The sequence below is a fragment of the Pseudonocardia broussonetiae genome (assembly GCF_013155125.1).
Lineage (GTDB): Bacteria > Actinomycetota > Actinomycetes > Mycobacteriales > Pseudonocardiaceae > Pseudonocardia > Pseudonocardia broussonetiae.
This window is the reverse complement of record NZ_CP053564.1, coordinates 7,022,360-7,036,891: the sequence shown is the minus strand read 5'-3', so window position 1 is coordinate 7,036,891 and position 14,532 is coordinate 7,022,360. Positions and strand designations below refer to the sequence as shown.

Annotated in this window: 14 protein-coding genes; 7 read left to right on the top strand and 7 right to left on the bottom strand. The window is 74.6% G+C overall.

Annotation, left to right across the window (positions count from 1 at the left end):
* Window positions 1–42: 42 nt before the first annotated feature.
* Together ispG and HOP40_RS33960 are read left to right on the top strand one after the other, a co-directional pair.
* Window positions 43–1,185, top strand: a complete 1,143-nt coding sequence (gene ispG, locus HOP40_RS33965) for a flavodoxin-dependent (E)-4-hydroxy-3-methylbut-2-enyl-diphosphate synthase (RefSeq protein ID WP_172167325.1) — start codon at window positions 43–45, stop codon at window positions 1,183–1,185.
* A 53-nt stretch (window positions 1,186–1,238) separates the two neighbouring features.
* On the top strand, window positions 1,239–2,072 hold the full coding sequence (locus tag HOP40_RS33960) for a GNAT family N-acetyltransferase (RefSeq protein ID WP_172167324.1): 834 nt from the start codon (window positions 1,239–1,241) through the stop codon (window positions 2,070–2,072).
* Here HOP40_RS33960 and HOP40_RS33955 read toward each other — a convergent pair.
* Window positions 2,069–3,559, bottom strand: a complete 1,491-nt coding sequence (locus HOP40_RS33955; RefSeq protein ID WP_172167323.1) for a DHA2 family efflux MFS transporter permease subunit — start codon at window positions 3,557–3,559, stop codon at window positions 2,069–2,071. The genes HOP40_RS33960 and HOP40_RS33955 overlap by 4 nt on opposite strands.
* A gap of 175 nt (window positions 3,560–3,734) precedes the next feature.
* Here HOP40_RS33955 and HOP40_RS33950 point away from each other — a divergent pair, with 175 nt between their 5' ends.
* The gene (locus HOP40_RS33950) at window positions 3,735–4,847 is read left to right on the top strand and encodes a heparan-alpha-glucosaminide N-acetyltransferase domain-containing protein (RefSeq protein WP_172167322.1); all 1,113 of its coding nucleotides are present in this window, start codon (window positions 3,735–3,737) and stop codon (window positions 4,845–4,847) included.
* Here HOP40_RS33950 and HOP40_RS33945 read toward each other — a convergent pair.
* Together HOP40_RS33945 and rfbC are read right to left on the bottom strand one after the other, a co-directional pair.
* Window positions 4,777–6,102 (bottom strand): NAD(P)H-dependent oxidoreductase, encoded by a 1,326-nt coding sequence (locus HOP40_RS33945; RefSeq protein ID WP_240157420.1) that lies wholly within the window; start codon window positions 6,100–6,102, stop codon window positions 4,777–4,779. The two genes, HOP40_RS33950 and HOP40_RS33945, sit on opposite strands and share 71 nt — an antisense overlap.
* Window positions 6,063–6,611 carry a dTDP-4-dehydrorhamnose 3,5-epimerase gene (rfbC, locus tag HOP40_RS33940; RefSeq protein WP_172167321.1) on the bottom strand — a complete coding sequence of 183 codons (549 nt, stop codon included), beginning with the start codon at window positions 6,609–6,611 and terminating at the stop codon, window positions 6,063–6,065. Before rfbC ends, HOP40_RS33945 begins: the two co-directional genes overlap by 40 nt.
* A gap of 114 nt (window positions 6,612–6,725) precedes the next feature.
* Between rfbC and HOP40_RS33935 the strand changes: the two genes are divergently transcribed.
* The 4 genes from HOP40_RS33935 to HOP40_RS33920 all read left to right on the top strand — a co-directional run bounded on the left by HOP40_RS33935 (window position 6,726) and on the right by HOP40_RS33920 (window position 10,680).
* Entirely contained in the window at window positions 6,726–8,525 is a 1,800-nt protein-coding gene (locus HOP40_RS33935) for a penicillin-binding transpeptidase domain-containing protein (RefSeq protein ID WP_172167320.1), read from the top strand.
* Between the two features lie 209 nt (window positions 8,526–8,734).
* Window positions 8,735–9,112 carry a DUF3054 domain-containing protein gene (locus tag HOP40_RS33930; protein WP_172167319.1) on the top strand — a complete coding sequence of 126 codons (378 nt, stop codon included), beginning with the start codon at window positions 8,735–8,737 and terminating at the stop codon, window positions 9,110–9,112.
* Window positions 9,113–9,153: 41 nt separating this feature from the next.
* Window positions 9,154–10,011, top strand: a complete 858-nt coding sequence (map, locus tag HOP40_RS33925) for a type I methionyl aminopeptidase (protein WP_172167318.1) — start codon at window positions 9,154–9,156, stop codon at window positions 10,009–10,011.
* Between the two features lie 84 nt (window positions 10,012–10,095).
* Window positions 10,096–10,680, top strand: coding sequence for a pyridoxamine 5'-phosphate oxidase family protein (locus HOP40_RS33920; RefSeq protein WP_172167317.1), 585 nt, complete (start codon window positions 10,096–10,098; stop codon window positions 10,678–10,680).
* A 629-nt stretch (window positions 10,681–11,309) separates the two neighbouring features.
* Here HOP40_RS33920 and HOP40_RS33915 read toward each other — a convergent pair.
* From HOP40_RS33915 to HOP40_RS33900, 4 genes are read right to left on the bottom strand one after another with little or no spacing between them, the layout of a single operon-like run.
* Window positions 11,310–11,774, bottom strand: a complete 465-nt coding sequence (locus HOP40_RS33915; RefSeq protein WP_240157419.1) for an SRPBCC family protein — start codon at window positions 11,772–11,774, stop codon at window positions 11,310–11,312.
* Window positions 11,771–12,238, bottom strand: coding sequence for a peroxiredoxin (locus HOP40_RS33910; RefSeq protein WP_172167316.1), 468 nt, complete (start codon window positions 12,236–12,238; stop codon window positions 11,771–11,773). Before HOP40_RS33910 ends, HOP40_RS33915 begins: the two co-directional genes overlap by 4 nt.
* The gene (locus HOP40_RS33905; protein ID WP_172167315.1) at window positions 12,235–13,071 is read right to left on the bottom strand and encodes a DUF1295 domain-containing protein; all 837 of its coding nucleotides are present in this window, start codon (window positions 13,069–13,071) and stop codon (window positions 12,235–12,237) included. Before HOP40_RS33905 ends, HOP40_RS33910 begins: the two co-directional genes overlap by 4 nt.
* 5 nt (window positions 13,072–13,076) lie before the next feature.
* On the bottom strand, window positions 13,077–14,507 hold the full coding sequence (locus tag HOP40_RS33900) for an SAM-dependent methyltransferase (protein WP_172167314.1): 1,431 nt from the start codon (window positions 14,505–14,507) through the stop codon (window positions 13,077–13,079).
* Between the last annotated feature and the right edge of the window lie 25 nt (window positions 14,508–14,532).

The window sequence follows — 14,532 nt, the reverse complement described above, 5'->3', positions numbered from 1 at the left end:
GGTGAGCGGCGGCGGCCGGCAGTACGGGGGATACTCGAGGTCGTGAGCGTCTCCCTGGGTATGCCCGTTCCTCCCGCACCGACCCTCCACGACCGGCGGAAGACCCGTCAGCTGCAGGTCGGGACCGTCGGCGTGGGGTCGGACCACCCGATCTCGGTGCAGTCGATGACCACCACCCTGACCTCCGACGTCAACGCCACGCTGCAGCAGATCGCCGAGCTCACCGCGGCGGGCTGCGACATCGTGCGCGTCGCCTGCCCGAGCCAGGACGACGCCGACGCGCTGCCCGCGATCGCGGCCAAGAGCCAGATCCCGGTGATCGCCGACATCCACTTCCAGCCCAAGTACGTGTTCGCCGCGATCGACGCCGGCTGCGCCGCGGTGCGCGTCAACCCGGGCAACATCCGCAAGTTCGACGACCAGGTCAAGGAGATCGCGCGCGCCGCCCGCGACCGCGGCACCCCGATCCGGATCGGCGTCAACGCGGGCTCGCTCGACAAGCGCCTGCTGGAGAAGTACGGCAAGGCCACGCCCGAGGCGCTGGCCGAGTCGGCGATGTGGGAGGCGTCCCTGTTCGCCGAGCACGACTTCCACGACATCAAGATCTCGGTCAAGCACAACGACCCCGTCGTGATGATCCGCGCCTACGAGATCCTCGCCGAGCAGTGCGACTACCCGCTGCACCTCGGCGTCACCGAGGCCGGGCCGGCGTTCCAGGGCACGATCAAGTCGGCCGTGGCGTTCGGGGCGCTGCTGCGCCAGGGCATCGGCGACACGATCCGCGTCTCGCTCTCGGCCCCGCCCGTCGAGGAGGTCAAGGTCGGCACGCAGATCCTGCAGTCGCTCAACCTGCGGCCCCGCAAGCTCGAGATCGTGTCGTGCCCGTCGTGCGGGCGCGCGCAGGTCGACGTCTACAAGCTGGCCGACGAGGTCACCGCCGGGCTCACGGGCATGGAGGTGCCGCTGCGCGTCGCCGTCATGGGCTGCGTCGTCAACGGTCCGGGGGAGGCCCGCGAGGCCGATCTCGGCGTCGCGTCGGGCAACGGCAAGGGCCAGATCTTCGTCAAGGGCGAGGTCATCAAGACCGTCCCGGAGCACGCGATCGTCGAGACGCTCATCGAGGAGGCCATGAAGCTGGCCGAGGCGATGGACGCGGCGGGCGAGCCCCAGGTCTCGGTCGGCTGACCGCACGCTGATCCGCCGTGGGCATCGGCGCGCCGGTATGGCACCGTAGGCAGGTGCTCAGAGTCGCCGGTGCCCGGCTTCTCGACGACCGGGACCGCCCGGTCGTCCGCGCCGCGCTCGACGCGGATCCGGTGGCCTCCTGCATGGTCGCCGCGCGCGTCGAGGTGGCCGGTCTCGACCCCTGGCGCCTCGGCGGCGAGGTGTGGGCCTCCGGGTCGCGCCTGGACGGTCTCTGCTTCTCCGGCGCCAACCTCGTGCCGCTGCGCGGCGAGCGCCCGGCGCTGCGCAGCTTCGCCGACCGCGCGCGCCGCCACGGCCGCTCCTGCTCCTCGATCGTCGGCCGCGCCGAGCTGGTCCTGCCGCTGTGGGAGGAGCTCGCCCCGCACTGGGCGCCCGCCCGCGAGGTCCGGGCCGACCAGCCGCTGATGGTGCTGGCCGGCCTGCCGTCGGTGGCGGCCGACCCGGCCGTGCGCGCCGTGCGCCCCGACGAGCTCGACCGCTACCTCCCCGCCGCGATCGCGATGTTCACCGAGGAGGTCGGCGTCGACCCGCGCGGCGGCGACGGCGGCGCCGGCTACCGCGCCCGCGTCGCGGAGCTCGTCGCCGCGGGCCGCGCGTTCGCCCGGTTCGAGGGCGACCAGGTCGTGTTCAAGGCCGAGGTCGGCGCCCTGTCCTCGCGGGTCGGGCAGATCCAGGGCGTGTGGGTGCACCCCGCCTGCCGCGGGCGTGGCCTGGGCACGGCCGGCACCGCCGCCGTCGTGGAGCGCCTGGCCGCGATGAACCGCGTGTCGAGCCTGTACGTCAACGGCTTCAACCACGTGGCCCGCGCCTCCTACGCGCGCGTCGGCTTCACGCAGGTGGCGAGCTTCTCCACGATCCTGTTCTAGGGCGCTCGCACCGGCACCGGCACCGGGTCCGTCCGCAGCGTCGTGAGGGCCACCACCAGCGACAGCGCGACGAGCCCCACCGGCAGCAGCAGCGTCAGCTGCATCGCGTGCGCGATGGCGGGGGCCGCCGCGGCGCGGGCGGCCGGCGCCAGCGCGTAGGCGCCCGCGACGCCCGCCCCGCCGACGAGCGCGGTGAGCAGCGCCGACACCGCGGCGAAGCCGAGCGACACCGACGTCTGCTGGGAGATCGCGAGGATCGTCGAGCCGCTGGGGATGTCGTCGTGGGGCAGGCCGCGGGTGGCGCCGGTGATCGTCGGCATGAGCGCCGCCCCGACCCCGACACCCATGACGGCCCCGGCCGCCATCAGCTCGACGACGGGCGCGCCGGCCGTCAGCCTGCTGATCAGGAGCAGCTGCCCGGCGAGGGTGACGGTGATGCCGGTCGTGGAGACAAGGCGCGGGGGCACGCGGTCGACGAGCCGGGTGGCGACCTGCATCGTGAGGCCCGTGGCGAGCACCTGCGGGATGCCGACGAGCCCGGCGAACATCGCCGACTCCCCGCGCACCACCTGCCAGTACAGCGGCACGACCAGCATCCCGCCGAAGTAGGCGGCGGTGAACGGCGCGATCGTGGCGAGACCGGCGGCGAGCGCGCGGTCGCGGAGCAGCCGCAGCCGCAGCAGGGGCGCCGGGTGGCGCAGTGCGCGCCGGACGAACGCGGCCACGGCGAGCGCCCCGGCGACCACGGGCACGGCCCCGGCCGTCGTGACGCGTCCGGCGTCGCCGATCGCGGTGAACCCGTAGGCGAGCGCCGCGGCCCCGGGCGCGAGCAGGACGAGCCCGACGAGGTCGAGGCGGGTGCCGGGGACGCGCGCGTCGGTCAGGAGCCAGCGTCGGCAGGCGATCAGGCCCAGGCCGATCGGCACGTTGATCAGGAAGATCCACCGCCAGGACAGGGTGTCGATCAGCCAGCCGCCCAGCACGGGGCCGACCAGCGGGCCGATCAGCACCGGGATCCCGAACAGGCTCATCATCCGGCCGCGCTGCCCGGGCGGGGCGGCGCGCAGCGCGATCGCCATGCCGACCGGGTTGATCAGCCCGCCGCCGAGGCCCTGCAGCACCCGCGCCGCGATCAGCCAGCCGACCGACCCGGACGCGGCGGCGAGCACGGAGCCGAGCGTGAAGACCGTGACCGCTCCGAGGTAGGTCGCCCGCGCACCGAAGCGGGCCGTCGCCCAGGCGGCCGCCGGGATGACCGCGACGAGCGCGAGCGTGTACGAGGTCGTCACCCACTGGACGGCCGACACGGAGGCGTCCAGCTCGCGCGTCAGCGCGGCCATCGCGACGACCGTGACCGTCGTGTCGACGACGACCATGAACCCGCCCAGCCCCAGCACCGCGGCCACCCGCCGGACGGGCGGTTCCAGTCCGCGGGTGGGGGATCGGCGGGGGGCGGGTCGTCCGGCGGCGGTGGTGCGGAGGCGCATGGGACCCAGGGTGGGAGGTGAACCGGACTTCAGGTCAAGAGCACGTCACCCCGCGCGGCCGGGCCGGCCGGGAGGTGCCTGTTAGCCTGCCGCCGTGGCCGGCCCGGGCGGAGCTCGCCCGGCGCGAGCCGGTGCGGCCGCAGGACCCGGAGCACCCGGTCCCGCGCACCCGCGCGTGCGGCTCGCCGGCGTCGACGCGGCCCGGGGGCTGGCGCTGCTCGGCATGGCCGCCGCGCACCTGCACGCCACCACCGGCCCGGACGGCCGGGCGACGGTCGTCGGCGACCTGGTGGCCGGGCGCTCGGCGGCGCTGTTCGCGGTGCTCGCGGGCGTCGGGATCGCGCTGGGGTCGCGGCGGGTGCGCACCGGGCGGGAGCACGCGGCGGCGGGATCGAGCCTCGTGGTGCGGGCGCTGCTCGTCGGCGCGCTGGGCCTCGGGCTGGAGACGCTGCTCGACGCCCCGCCGGCCGTCATCCTCGCCCAGTACGGGCTGCTGTTCCTCGTCGCGGTGCCGCTGCTGCGCGTGCCGGCGCCGGTGCTGCTCGCGGCGGCCGCACTGTGGTGCGTCGCCTCGCCCTTGCTCAGCCACGTGCTGCGCGCCGGGACGCCCGACGGCCCCGGCCCGCAGCCGTCGTTCACGATGGCGCCGGGCGAGCTGCTGGTGACCCTCGGCCTCACCGGCTACTACCCGGTGCTCACCTGGACGACCTACCTGCTGGTGGGGCTCGGCGTCGGGCGCCTCGACCTGGCGTCCGCCCGCACCGCGCGGCGGCTCGTCGTCGGCGGTGCCGCGCTGGCGGTGCTCGCCCTCGGCGCGTCGGCGCTGCTCGGCGGGGGACCGGGTCCGGATGCGGGCCGCCAGCGCGCCGGGATCACCCCGTCCGACGACTGGGCGTGGCTGCTCACCGCGGCCCGCCACAGCGGCACGCCGTTCGACCTCGCCCACACCACGGGCACCGCGCTGCTCGTGCTCGGGCTGTGCCTGCTGCTCCCGCGCGCGGTCGCGGCGGTGCCGGCCGGTCCGGGGGCGGTGCCGCTGACGCTCTACACCGCGCACATCGTCGTCGGTGGCCTGCTCGCCCCGTTCGGCACGGCCGTGTGGGTGCTGCAGGCGGCGGTGGCGCTGGTCGTCGGCGGGGTGCTGCGGAACGCCGGACGCCGCGGCCCCCTCGAGTACGGGGTGGCCGCGGCGTCCGGTGCCGTGCGCGAGCGCGTGCTCAGGTGCTCGGGAAGAGCTTCTCCTGCTCGGCGCGCAGCTCGTCGACCAGGCGGCCCGGGGGCAGCGTGACGTCGGCGTAGGTGAGCACGTCGTCCTTCTTCACGTCGCGCTGCAGCACGCAGCCCTCGGCCACGCCCATCGGCAGCAGGCCCTCGGCGCGGGTGACCGGCGTCGACTCGGCGAGGCCGTAGGTGTCGTAGCCGCCCAGCCCGTCGAGCGTGTCGCCCGCCTTGAGGTCGCGCTTCACGCCCGCGACGACGTCGACGCGCGGCCCGCCGGGCGGGGTGAGCGCGGCGTCGGCGAAGTCGACCGCGCGCGCGATCGTGTTCGGCACCTCGAAGTGGCAGAGGTGGTAGGGCGTGTAGAACGAGTACAGCGGGCCCTTCCCGAGCTTGTAGAGCTCGAGGTAGTGGCGCTGCTTCGGGTCGTCGTGCGTGCCCAGGACGTAGATGCCGGGCCCGGGCTGGGCCCCCACGACGTAGTCGACGATGCCGCCGAGCTCGCGCAGCTGGTCGACGTCGTACATTCCGGTGAGCTCGTCGACGTGCCCGTGGTGGTCGCGGCCGAACATCCCGCGCTTGGGCACCGTGAACCCGTGCGCGTTGGCCACGATGGCCTCCTCGAACGACACCTTGGTGCCGTCGGCGAAGCTGGTGACCATGTAGGGGTCCTGGCCCCACTTCTCGGCGAACCCCTTCTGCGTCGTGGGGTTGCGGTACTCGTCCTGCAGGCCCTTGATGTTGCCCGACACCAGCGGCGTCACGCCCAGGCTCTTCACGAACCGGATCAGGTTGCCCTGCACGCCGGGCTGGTCGCCGTCGACGCCGGTGAGGATGACGCCGGCCTCGCGCGCGCGGTGCGCGAGCAGGGGGCCGACGGTGCCGTCGAGCTCGGCGTTCATGGTGACGACGGGCAGCCCGCGCTCGATCGCGGCGACGGTGACGCGCGCGCCGAACTCGACCGCGCCCGTGACGTCGACGATGCAGTCGATCTGCTCGGCCGCCAGGAGCTCGAAGGCGTCCTCGAGCACGCAGGGGGTGCCCGCGGTGATCGCGGCGTCGATCTCGGCGGCGGTGCTCACGCGGGTGGGCGTGGCGCCGGCCTCGGTGTAGGCGCGCTCGGCGTTGGCGAGGGTCTTGTTCGCCACGGCGACGAGCAGCATGCCCGGCACGGTGTTGACGATGTGGTTGGCCAGGCCGCGGCCCATGAACCCGGCGCCGACCATGCCGACGCGGATCGGGCGGCCCTCGGCCTCGCGCCGCTGCAGCGCGGTGTCGGTGATGATCATCGGGAGCCCCAGGGCTTCTCGGACAGCAGCGGCCACGCCGCGTCCTTCGGCGAGATGACGGTGGGCTGGATCGGCCACGGGAGCGCGAGCTCCGGGTCGTCCCAGCGCAGGCCGCCCTCGGCGCCGGGCTGGTAGGCGGTGCTCACCTGGTAGTGCACGGTGGCGCCGTCGGTGAGCGCGATGTAGCCGTGCCCGAAGTCCTTCGGCACGAGCAGCGAGGTCATGTTGTCCTCGGTGAGCTCGGCCCCGAAGTGCTGCATGAAGGTGGGGGAGTCGGGACGCAGGTCCACGATCACGTCCCAGATCGCCCCGCGCAGGCAGCGGACCAGCTTGGTCTCCTGGTGCGGGTCGAACTGGAAGTGCATCCCGCGCAGCGTGCCGGCCTTGTGGTTGAACGAGATGTTCGTCTGCTCGACGACGGGGTCGAGCCCCGCGTCGAGGAACTCCTGGCGGCAGAAGGCCCGGGCGAAGAAGCCGCGGTCGTCCTCCAGGCGCTTGAGGTCGATCAGGGCGGCACCGTCGAGCGGCGTCGGTTGGATCAGCATGGATGCCTTCGCGTCGTCTGAGTCGACTGCGTGAGCCGACGTCTCGGGACCCCGATCGTAGGGGGCGCCGTGTCACCCTCTCGTGGTGCCCGGACGGTCGGCATACTCGCGGTCGTGCCCCGCCGCGTCCTCGCCCTGCTCCTCACGGCGGGGGTGCTCGGCGCGACCGCGGGCTGCGGCCTGTTCGGCGGCGGCCCGGACGAGGCGGTCGAGGGGTTCGTGGCCGCGTGGAGCGCCGGCGACCTCGCCGGGGCCGCGGCCCTGACCGACGACCCCGACGCCGCGCTCACCCTGCTCACCGCCACCCGCGACGCGCTGGCGCCGCAGGCGCTGACGGCCGAGGCGGCGCAGGTCCGCACGGCCACCGACCGCGCGACGGCCTCGGTCGACCTCACCTGGGACCTCGGCGGCGGGCGGCTGTGGAGCTACCTCGGCGAGCTGGAGCTCGCGCCCGACGCCGACCGCGAGTCCGGCTGGGAGGTGCGGTGGTCGCCGACCGTCGTGCACCCGCAGCTCGGAGCCGGGCAGCGGCTCGCGCTGCGCACCGAGACCCCGGCGCCGGCGCCCGTCGTCGACCGGATCGGGGCGCCGCTGCTGGAGGCGACGCCGGTGGTGTCGGTGCTGCTCGACCGCACCGCGGCCGGGGACCTGCCCGCCGTCACCGGGGCGCTGGCCGCGGCGCTGGGCCCCCTCGACCCGGCGATCACCGCGGCCTCGATCACCGACGGCGCCGCCCGCACGCCGGACGGGCAGGTGTACACGGTCGCCGTGCTGCGCGAGACCGACTACCGGTCGGTCCGCGACGCGATCTACGAGCTGCCCGGCGTCCGCTTCGTCACCGCGCAGCGGCTGCTGGGCCCCGACGCCGCGTTCGCCCGCCAGGTGCTGCCCGCGGTCCGGACGCAGGTGGCGCCGCGGCTCGACGGCGTCGCGGGCTGGTCGGTGCGCGTCGTCGACGGCAGCGGCGGCGACATCACCGCGCTGGCCGAGACCCCGCCGCGCCCCGGTTCCACCGTCGCGGTCGGCCTGGACCGGGCCCTGCAGACCGCCGCCGAGGACGCCGTCGAACCGATCACGCAGCAGGCCGTGCTGGTGGCGATCGCACCGTCGACGGGGGAGGTCCTGGCCGTCGCGCAGAACGGCGCCGCCGACGCCGAGGGGGCGCTGGCGCTCACCGGCCGCTACCCGCCCGGCTCCACCTTCAAGATCGTGACGGCGGCGGCCGGGATCGCGGAGGACGGGCTGGCGCTCGACACCCCGGTCGCCTGCCCCGGCACGCTGGCGATCGGCGGGCGCCCGGTGCCCAACATCGACGAGTTCGACCTCGGCACGGTGCCGCTGCGCACGGCGTTCGCCCGCTCCTGCAACACGACGTTCGCGCAGATCGGGGCGGGGCTCGCGCCCGACGCGCTGCCCGAGGCCGCGCTCACCCTCGGCCTGGGCGCCGACTTCGCGATCCCCGCGATCACCACCATCACCGGCTCGGTGCCGGTGGCGCAGGCCGAGGTGCAGCGCGCGGAGAACGGGTTCGGGCAGGGGCAGGTGCTGGCCAGCCCGTTCGGGATGGCGCTGGTGGCGGCCACCGTCGCGCACGGGGCGCCGGTGGTGCCGCGCCTGATCGAGGACGCGCCCACGCAGGCGCTGGTGTCCGCGACCGCACCGGACCCGGCGGTGCTCGAGGTCGTCCGCCCGATGATGCGGGCGGTGGTCACCGAGGGCTCCGCGACGGCGCTGGCCGGGCTGGGCGAGGTGTACGGCAAGACGGGCACGGCGGAGTTCACCGACGACGGCCGCGCCCACGGCTGGTTCGTCGGCTTCCGCGGGGACGTGGCGTTCGCGGTGCTGGTGGTGGACGGCGGGTCCTCGGGGCCCGCGGTTGCGGCGGCGGCCCGCTTCCTGGGCGCCACCCCCTGACGGGGGCGCGGCGAAACCGCGACACGGTCGCAGCGAGACCCCGACTCGCGGGAGCTCCCCGGAGCCCCGCGAGTCGGGGTCTCGTTGCGCGCGAGTCGGGCTCCTGCTGCGAGCGTGTCGCTGCGTCTCTTCCGGATCCGGCCGGGGCCGGGTCGGGGGCAGTCGGCGACCGGTCGCCGTCGCCCGGGCCGGGGTTCTACCCTGGCCCCATGCCGCGCAGCCGGATCCCCGCGCTCGCCCTCGCCGCCGACCTCGTGGCGGTGGTCGTGTTCGCCGCCGTCGGCCGCCTCAACCACGCCGAGGCGGGCGACCTCTGGGGCCTCGCCGCCACCGCCGCCCCGTTCGCGGTCGGTGCGGCCGCCGCGTGGGCCACGCCGTACGTGCGCGACGACCCGCCGGGCCTGCGGGCCGGGGCCGTCGTGCTGGCCGGCACCGTCGTCGTCGGGCTGGCGCTGCGGGCCGGGTTCACCGGCCGGCTCCCGCTGAGCTTCGCGATCGTGACCACGCTCTCGCTGGCCGTGCTGCTGCTCGGGTGGCGCGCGTTGTCGCTGGTCGTGGCCCGGCGCGCCGCCCACCGGGTGCCCTGAGCCCGCAGACGCCCCTCCCGGCGCCGACCTACACTGGGCCCATGCCCGCCCGCACGCTGCTGACCCCCGGTACGCCCACGCCGATCCGCCCCGTCCCCGCGCACATCCCGCGGCCGGAGTACGTCGGCAAGAAGGCCCCGGCGCGCAGCACCGAGCCGTGGGTGCAGGACGCCGAGACGATCGAGCTCATGCGTCACGCCGGCCGGATCGCCGCGCAGGCGCTCGCCGCGGGCGGGGCGGTCGTCGCGCCGGGCGTCACCACCGACGAGGTCGACGCCGTCGTGCACGAGTACCTGCTCGACCACGACGCCTACCCGTCGACCCTGGGCTACAAGGGCTTCCCGAAGTCCTGCTGCACCAGCCTCAACGAGGTGATCTGCCACGGCATCCCGGACACGACGGTGATCCAGGACGGCGACATCGTCAACATCGACGTCACCGGCTTCGTCGGCGGCGTCCACGGCGACACCAACGCGACCTTCCTCGCCGGCGACGTCGACGAGGAGAGCCGCCTGCTCGTCGAGCGCACCCGCGAGGCGATGATGCGCGCGATCAAGGCCGTGCGCCCGGGCCGCGAGCTCAACGTCGTCGGCCGCGTCATCGAGTCCTACGCCAAGCGCTTCGGCTACGGCGTGGTCCGCGACTTCACCGGCCACGGCATCGGCCGCAGCTTCCACAGCGGCCTCGTGGTGCTGCACTACGACGAGCCCGACGTCGACACGGTCCTCGAGGAGGGCATGACGTTCACCATCGAGCCGATGATCACCCTCGGCTCGATCGACTACGACATCTGGTCCGACGGCTGGACCGTCGTCACCAAGGACCGCTCGCGCACCGCCCAGTTCGAGCACACCCTCCTCGTCACGGCCGACGGCGCGGAGATCCTCACCCTGCCCTGAGCCCCCGATCGGCCGGCCCCTCGGGACGCCGATCACAGCCGGCACGATGGACGGGCGGGCCCCGCGGGTGCGACCGTGACCGGCATGGCGAAGATCTACGACGACATCGACGAGCGCATGACGGCCTGGATCTCGCGCCAGCCGGTGTTCTTCGTCGCCACCGCCCCGCTCGACGGCGACGGGCTGCTCAACCTCTCGCCCAAGGGCACGATCGGCACCTTCCGGGTGGTCGACCGGCTGACGTTCGCCTACCTCGACCTCACCGGCAGCGGCGTCGAGACCATCGCCCACCTGCGGGAGAACGGCCGGATCTGCGTGATGTTCTGCGCGTTCGACGGCGGGCCGCGGATCGTGCGCCTGCACGGCACCGGGCGCGTCGAGTTCGCCTCCGACCCCGGGTTCGACGCCGCGCTCGCCCCGTTCGGGGAGGCGGGGGAGAGCCGGCGCCCGCAGACCCGGGCCGTGATCACCGTCGACGTCACCCGCGTCGCCGACGCCTGCGGCTACGCCGTGCCCCGCATGGACCTCGTGGAGGAGCGCGGCATCCTCGACGCCTGGGCCGACACCCGCGGCACGGACAAGCTGCGCACCTACCACGCCACCCGCAACGCCACGAGCATCGACGGCCTGCCGGGGCTGCCCGCCCCGGTCTCGCCGGTCTCGCCGTAGGCCGTCCGGGCCTCCCGCGACAGGTGCCCCGCCGGGGACGCCGCCCGGGCGTCCCGCGACAGGTGCCCCGCGGGGGACGCCGCCCGTGCCGTCGCGCCGCCCTCGCCGGCGCCTCGACGTCGAAGGGCCGGGCGCGGCGGGCCGGTGATCGCCGGGAGTGCGCCACCAGGGTCGCGGTGGGGGCCGTGAGGGCACACTCCTGACGTCCGACGGCCGGTGATCACCGGAAGTGCGCCGGCAGTGTCGTCGGGAGGGCCGTGACGTCGCACTCCCGACGATCACCGGCCGGACGGCACCAGGCGCTCGCACTGGCCCCCCGCCGCACCGGTCCGCCGCCCGCACCCGGCCCGCCGCCCCGCCGCCCCGCACCGGCCCGCCGCCCCGGCGACTGCACCGGCCCGCCGCCCCGGCGACCGCACCGGCCCGCCGCCCCGGCACCTGCGCCGCCGCCCCGGCACCTGCGCCGCCCGATTCGACCGGCGACGGGGTCGGAGCGAGCGCCGGGCCCGGAGATCCTGTCCGGGGCTCCGTACCACTCGTGAGCGGCAACCGTGGCTCCGGCAACGGTCGCCACTCACGGGTAGGCGGCGGGCGTGCTCGGGTTCGGAGGAGGCGCCCGGCCGAGCGACTCAGGCTTGAGCAGGCGTCCCGAAGATCGCCTGCAGGCGGCGCAGCGTGTCGCGGATCGACTTGGCGTTGCCCTTGTGCATCCCGAACAGCGCGATGCCCGCGGCGACCGGTGACCCCGAGAAGTCGAAGGTCTCGGTGACGCGGGTGCCGCCGTCGACGGGCTCCAGCTCGTAGCGCCAGATCGCCTTCGCCGGGTGGCACCAGCCGATGAGCCGGTCCTGCTCGAACTCGACCACGCGGTTGGTCACCCGGTACGGCAGCCCGATCTTCATGTCCATGCCGAACCGGTCGTCCAGCGCGAGCCGCTGCGGCCCGGACACGGCCGCGCGGACGGTGCCCGAGCCGTCGAACTCGTGGTGGCGGTGCGGGTTCGCGAGCAGGGCGAACACCTCCGCCGCCGGAGCGGCCACCACCACGAAGGCGGTGACCGTCCGGCCGTCGATCACGGCGTGGTCCGAGCTCACGCGGCGGCCTTGTGGCGCTTGAGCGCCGCGAGCGCGTCGTCGGCGTGCATGTCGAACTTGGTCTCGCTCGCGATGACCTCGATGATCCGCCGGTCCTGGCCGATGACGAAGGTCTTCCGCTTGGTCGCCAGGCCGCCGGGCAGCCAGGAGCGCTTCGCGCCGAGCTCCTTGGCCACCTTCTTGCCCGCGTCCGACAGCAGCGGGTAGCCCAGCGAGTGCGCGGTCGCGAAGGTGCTCTGCGCCGTCACGCCGTCGCCGCTGATCCCGACGGGCTGCGCGCCCAGCGCCGCGAACTCCGCGGCGAGGTCCCGGAAGTGGCAGGCCTCCTGGGTGCAGCCGCCGCTGGAGGCGATGGGGTAGAAGAACAGCACCACGGGGCCGTTCCGGAGCAGCGCGGACAGCCGGCGCGGGGCGCCCGTCTCGTCCTTGAGCTCGAAGTCGCTGACCTGGTCGCCGACGTTCATGGGGATCCCTTCTCGGAGGTCTGTCGCGGGGGGAGCGGGAAGAACCCGCTGGTGCGCTTCACGTACTCGACGTAGCCGGGTCGGCGGTTGCCGATCGTCGACTCCAGCAGCTTCGCGCCGGTGCCCCTGGCCAGCAGCCAGGTCATCAGCGCGGCGCTGACCAGCCCGATGAGGCCGGCCGGGTGGTGCAGGGCGAGCAGGGTGAGGCCCCACCACACCGCCGCGTCGCCGAAGTAGTTGGGGTGGCGGGTGTAGCGCCACAGGCCGCGGTCCATGACCTGGCCCCTGTTCGCCGGGTCGGCCTTGAACGCGGCGAGCTGGGCGTCGCCGACGGTCTCGAAGAAGAAGCCGACCGCCCACGACAGCACGCCGAGGACGGTCACCGTGACCGCGAGCGCGCCGGAGGCGTAGCCGTACTGGCCCAGCTGCACCGGCAGCGACACGACCCACATGATCACGGCCTGCGGGACGTAGACCTTCCGGACGATGTGCACGACGGGGTCGCCCTGCGCCTTGGACATGATCTCGACGTAGCGCGGGTCCTCGTCGGTGCCGCGGTTGCGCCGCTCGATGTGCCAGGCGAGCCGGAAGCCCCAGACGCAGGTCAGCGCCGTGATCAGCAGCTGGCGCCACAGGTCGCCGTCGCCGAGGGCGAGGACGAACGAGGTCAGGGCGACGACCGCGAACCCCGCACCCCACACGACGTCGATGCCGTCGTGGCGGTTGCCGCGCACGACCAGCGCCACGAACAGCGCGCCGGCGAACAGCACGAGCACGACGACGGCGGTGACCCACAGGTTGGTCAGCGCCGCGCCCCAGGGGTACGGAGTCATGTCGGTCATCGTGTCGGGCGGGCCGGCAGGTCGCGCGTCGATCCGTTGGTGGTGCTGCCGTTCGTCACCGAGACGTGATCGGCGCTGCCGCCCGTGTCGCTGCCGCCGGTGCTGCGGGCGGCGCCCCGGTCGAGCTCCGGGTCGCGGCCCAGCGTCGACGTGCGCCCGCGGGGCAGCCCGGAGCGGCCGTCGGCGTCGGGGCGGACCATGAGCATCTGGTGCACGCCCATCCGGTTCTCCTCGAACGCCAGCGCGGCGCCCGCGAGGTAGAGCAGCCAGACCCGCCACTGCTCCTCGCCGACGAGCCGGATCGCCTCGGCCTTGTTGTCCTGCAGCGTGTCCAGCCACGGCCGGACGGTCCAGACGTAGTGCTCGCGCAGGGAGTGGACGTCGACGACCTCGAGGCCCGCGGCCTCCAGGAAGTTCAGCGTCTCGCCCAGCGGGCGCATGTGCATGTCGGGGGCGACGTAGGACTCCATGAACGCGCCCCCGCCCGGCGCGGTGTTGGCGCCCGCCGCGCCGCGCGACATCTGCTGCAGCAGCAGGCGCCCGTGGGGGAGCAGCAGCTTGTGCAGCTGCGCGGCGTAGACCGGGTAGTTGTCCTGGCCGACGTGCTCGCCCATCTCGATGCTGGAGATGGCGTCGAAGGGCTGGTCCGTGATCTCCCGGTAGTCCTGCAGCCGGATCTCGATCTTCTCCGACAGCCCGAGGGCCTCGACGCGCGCCATCCCGAACGCCCGCTGCTGCGCAGAGAGGGTGACCCCGACGGCCGTGACGCCGTAGTGCTGCGCCGCGTGGATGAGCAGCGACGCCCAGCCGCAGCCGACGTCGAGCAGACGCATGCCCGGCCGCAGCCCGAGCTTGCGGCAGATGAGGTCCAGCTTGTCGGTCTGGGCCTCGCGCAGGCCGTAGGACGCGCTCGTCTCCTGCGTCCAGTAGCCGCAGGAGTAGGCCATCTGCGGGTCGAGGAGGAACTCGTAGAAGTCGTTGGAGAGGTCGTAGTGGTGGGCGATGGCGGCGCGGTCGCGGCGGCGGGTGTGCAGGCGGCCGTCGAGCCGGGCCTCCGACGCGGGGGGCTTCGGGCGCAGGCCGAGGATGCCGAGCTTCCCGGCCAGCTTCGCGGCGTCGAGCTTGTCGGCTGTGCTGAGCGTCAGCGCACCGAGGTCCTGGCTGCGCGCCAGCTTCCAGAACCGCGACAGGCCGTCGGCGACGTCGCCCTCGACGTCGAGCTCACCCGCCACGAACGCCCGGGCGAGGCCGAGTTCGCCCGGGTTCCACAGCAGCCGCCGCAGTGCGCGGCGGTGGCGGATGATCGCGACGGGACCGTCGGGCGCGCCGGCCTCGGAGCCGTCCCACGCGCGCAGGCGGATGGGCAGCGGCGCGCCGATGAGGCGCTCGACGAGCCCGGCGAGCTGCGGGGCGACGGGAGTGGGCACGGTGGTGTCTCCGGATTCGGCCTGA

Excerpts from the sequence above, each read along its gene's own strand:
- HOP40_RS33910 (WP_172167316.1), bottom strand. The coding sequence starts at position 12,238 with ATGAACGTCGGCGACCAGGTCAGCGACTTCGAGCTCAAGGACGAGACG.
- rfbC (WP_172167321.1), bottom strand. The coding sequence starts at position 6,611 with ATGCTGATCCAACCGACGCCGCTCGACGGTGCCGCCCTGATCGACCTC.
- HOP40_RS33955 (WP_172167323.1), bottom strand. The coding sequence starts at position 3,559 with ATGCGCCTCCGCACCACCGCCGCCGGACGACCCGCCCCCCGCCGATCC.
- HOP40_RS33930 (WP_172167319.1), top strand. The coding sequence starts at position 8,735 with ATGCCGCGCAGCCGGATCCCCGCGCTCGCCCTCGCCGCCGACCTCGTG.
- HOP40_RS33905 (WP_172167315.1), bottom strand. The coding sequence starts at position 13,071 with ATGACTCCGTACCCCTGGGGCGCGGCGCTGACCAACCTGTGGGTCACC.
- map (WP_172167318.1), top strand. The coding sequence starts at position 9,154 with ATGCCCGCCCGCACGCTGCTGACCCCCGGTACGCCCACGCCGATCCGC.
- HOP40_RS33920 (WP_172167317.1), top strand. The coding sequence starts at position 10,096 with ATGGCGAAGATCTACGACGACATCGACGAGCGCATGACGGCCTGGATC.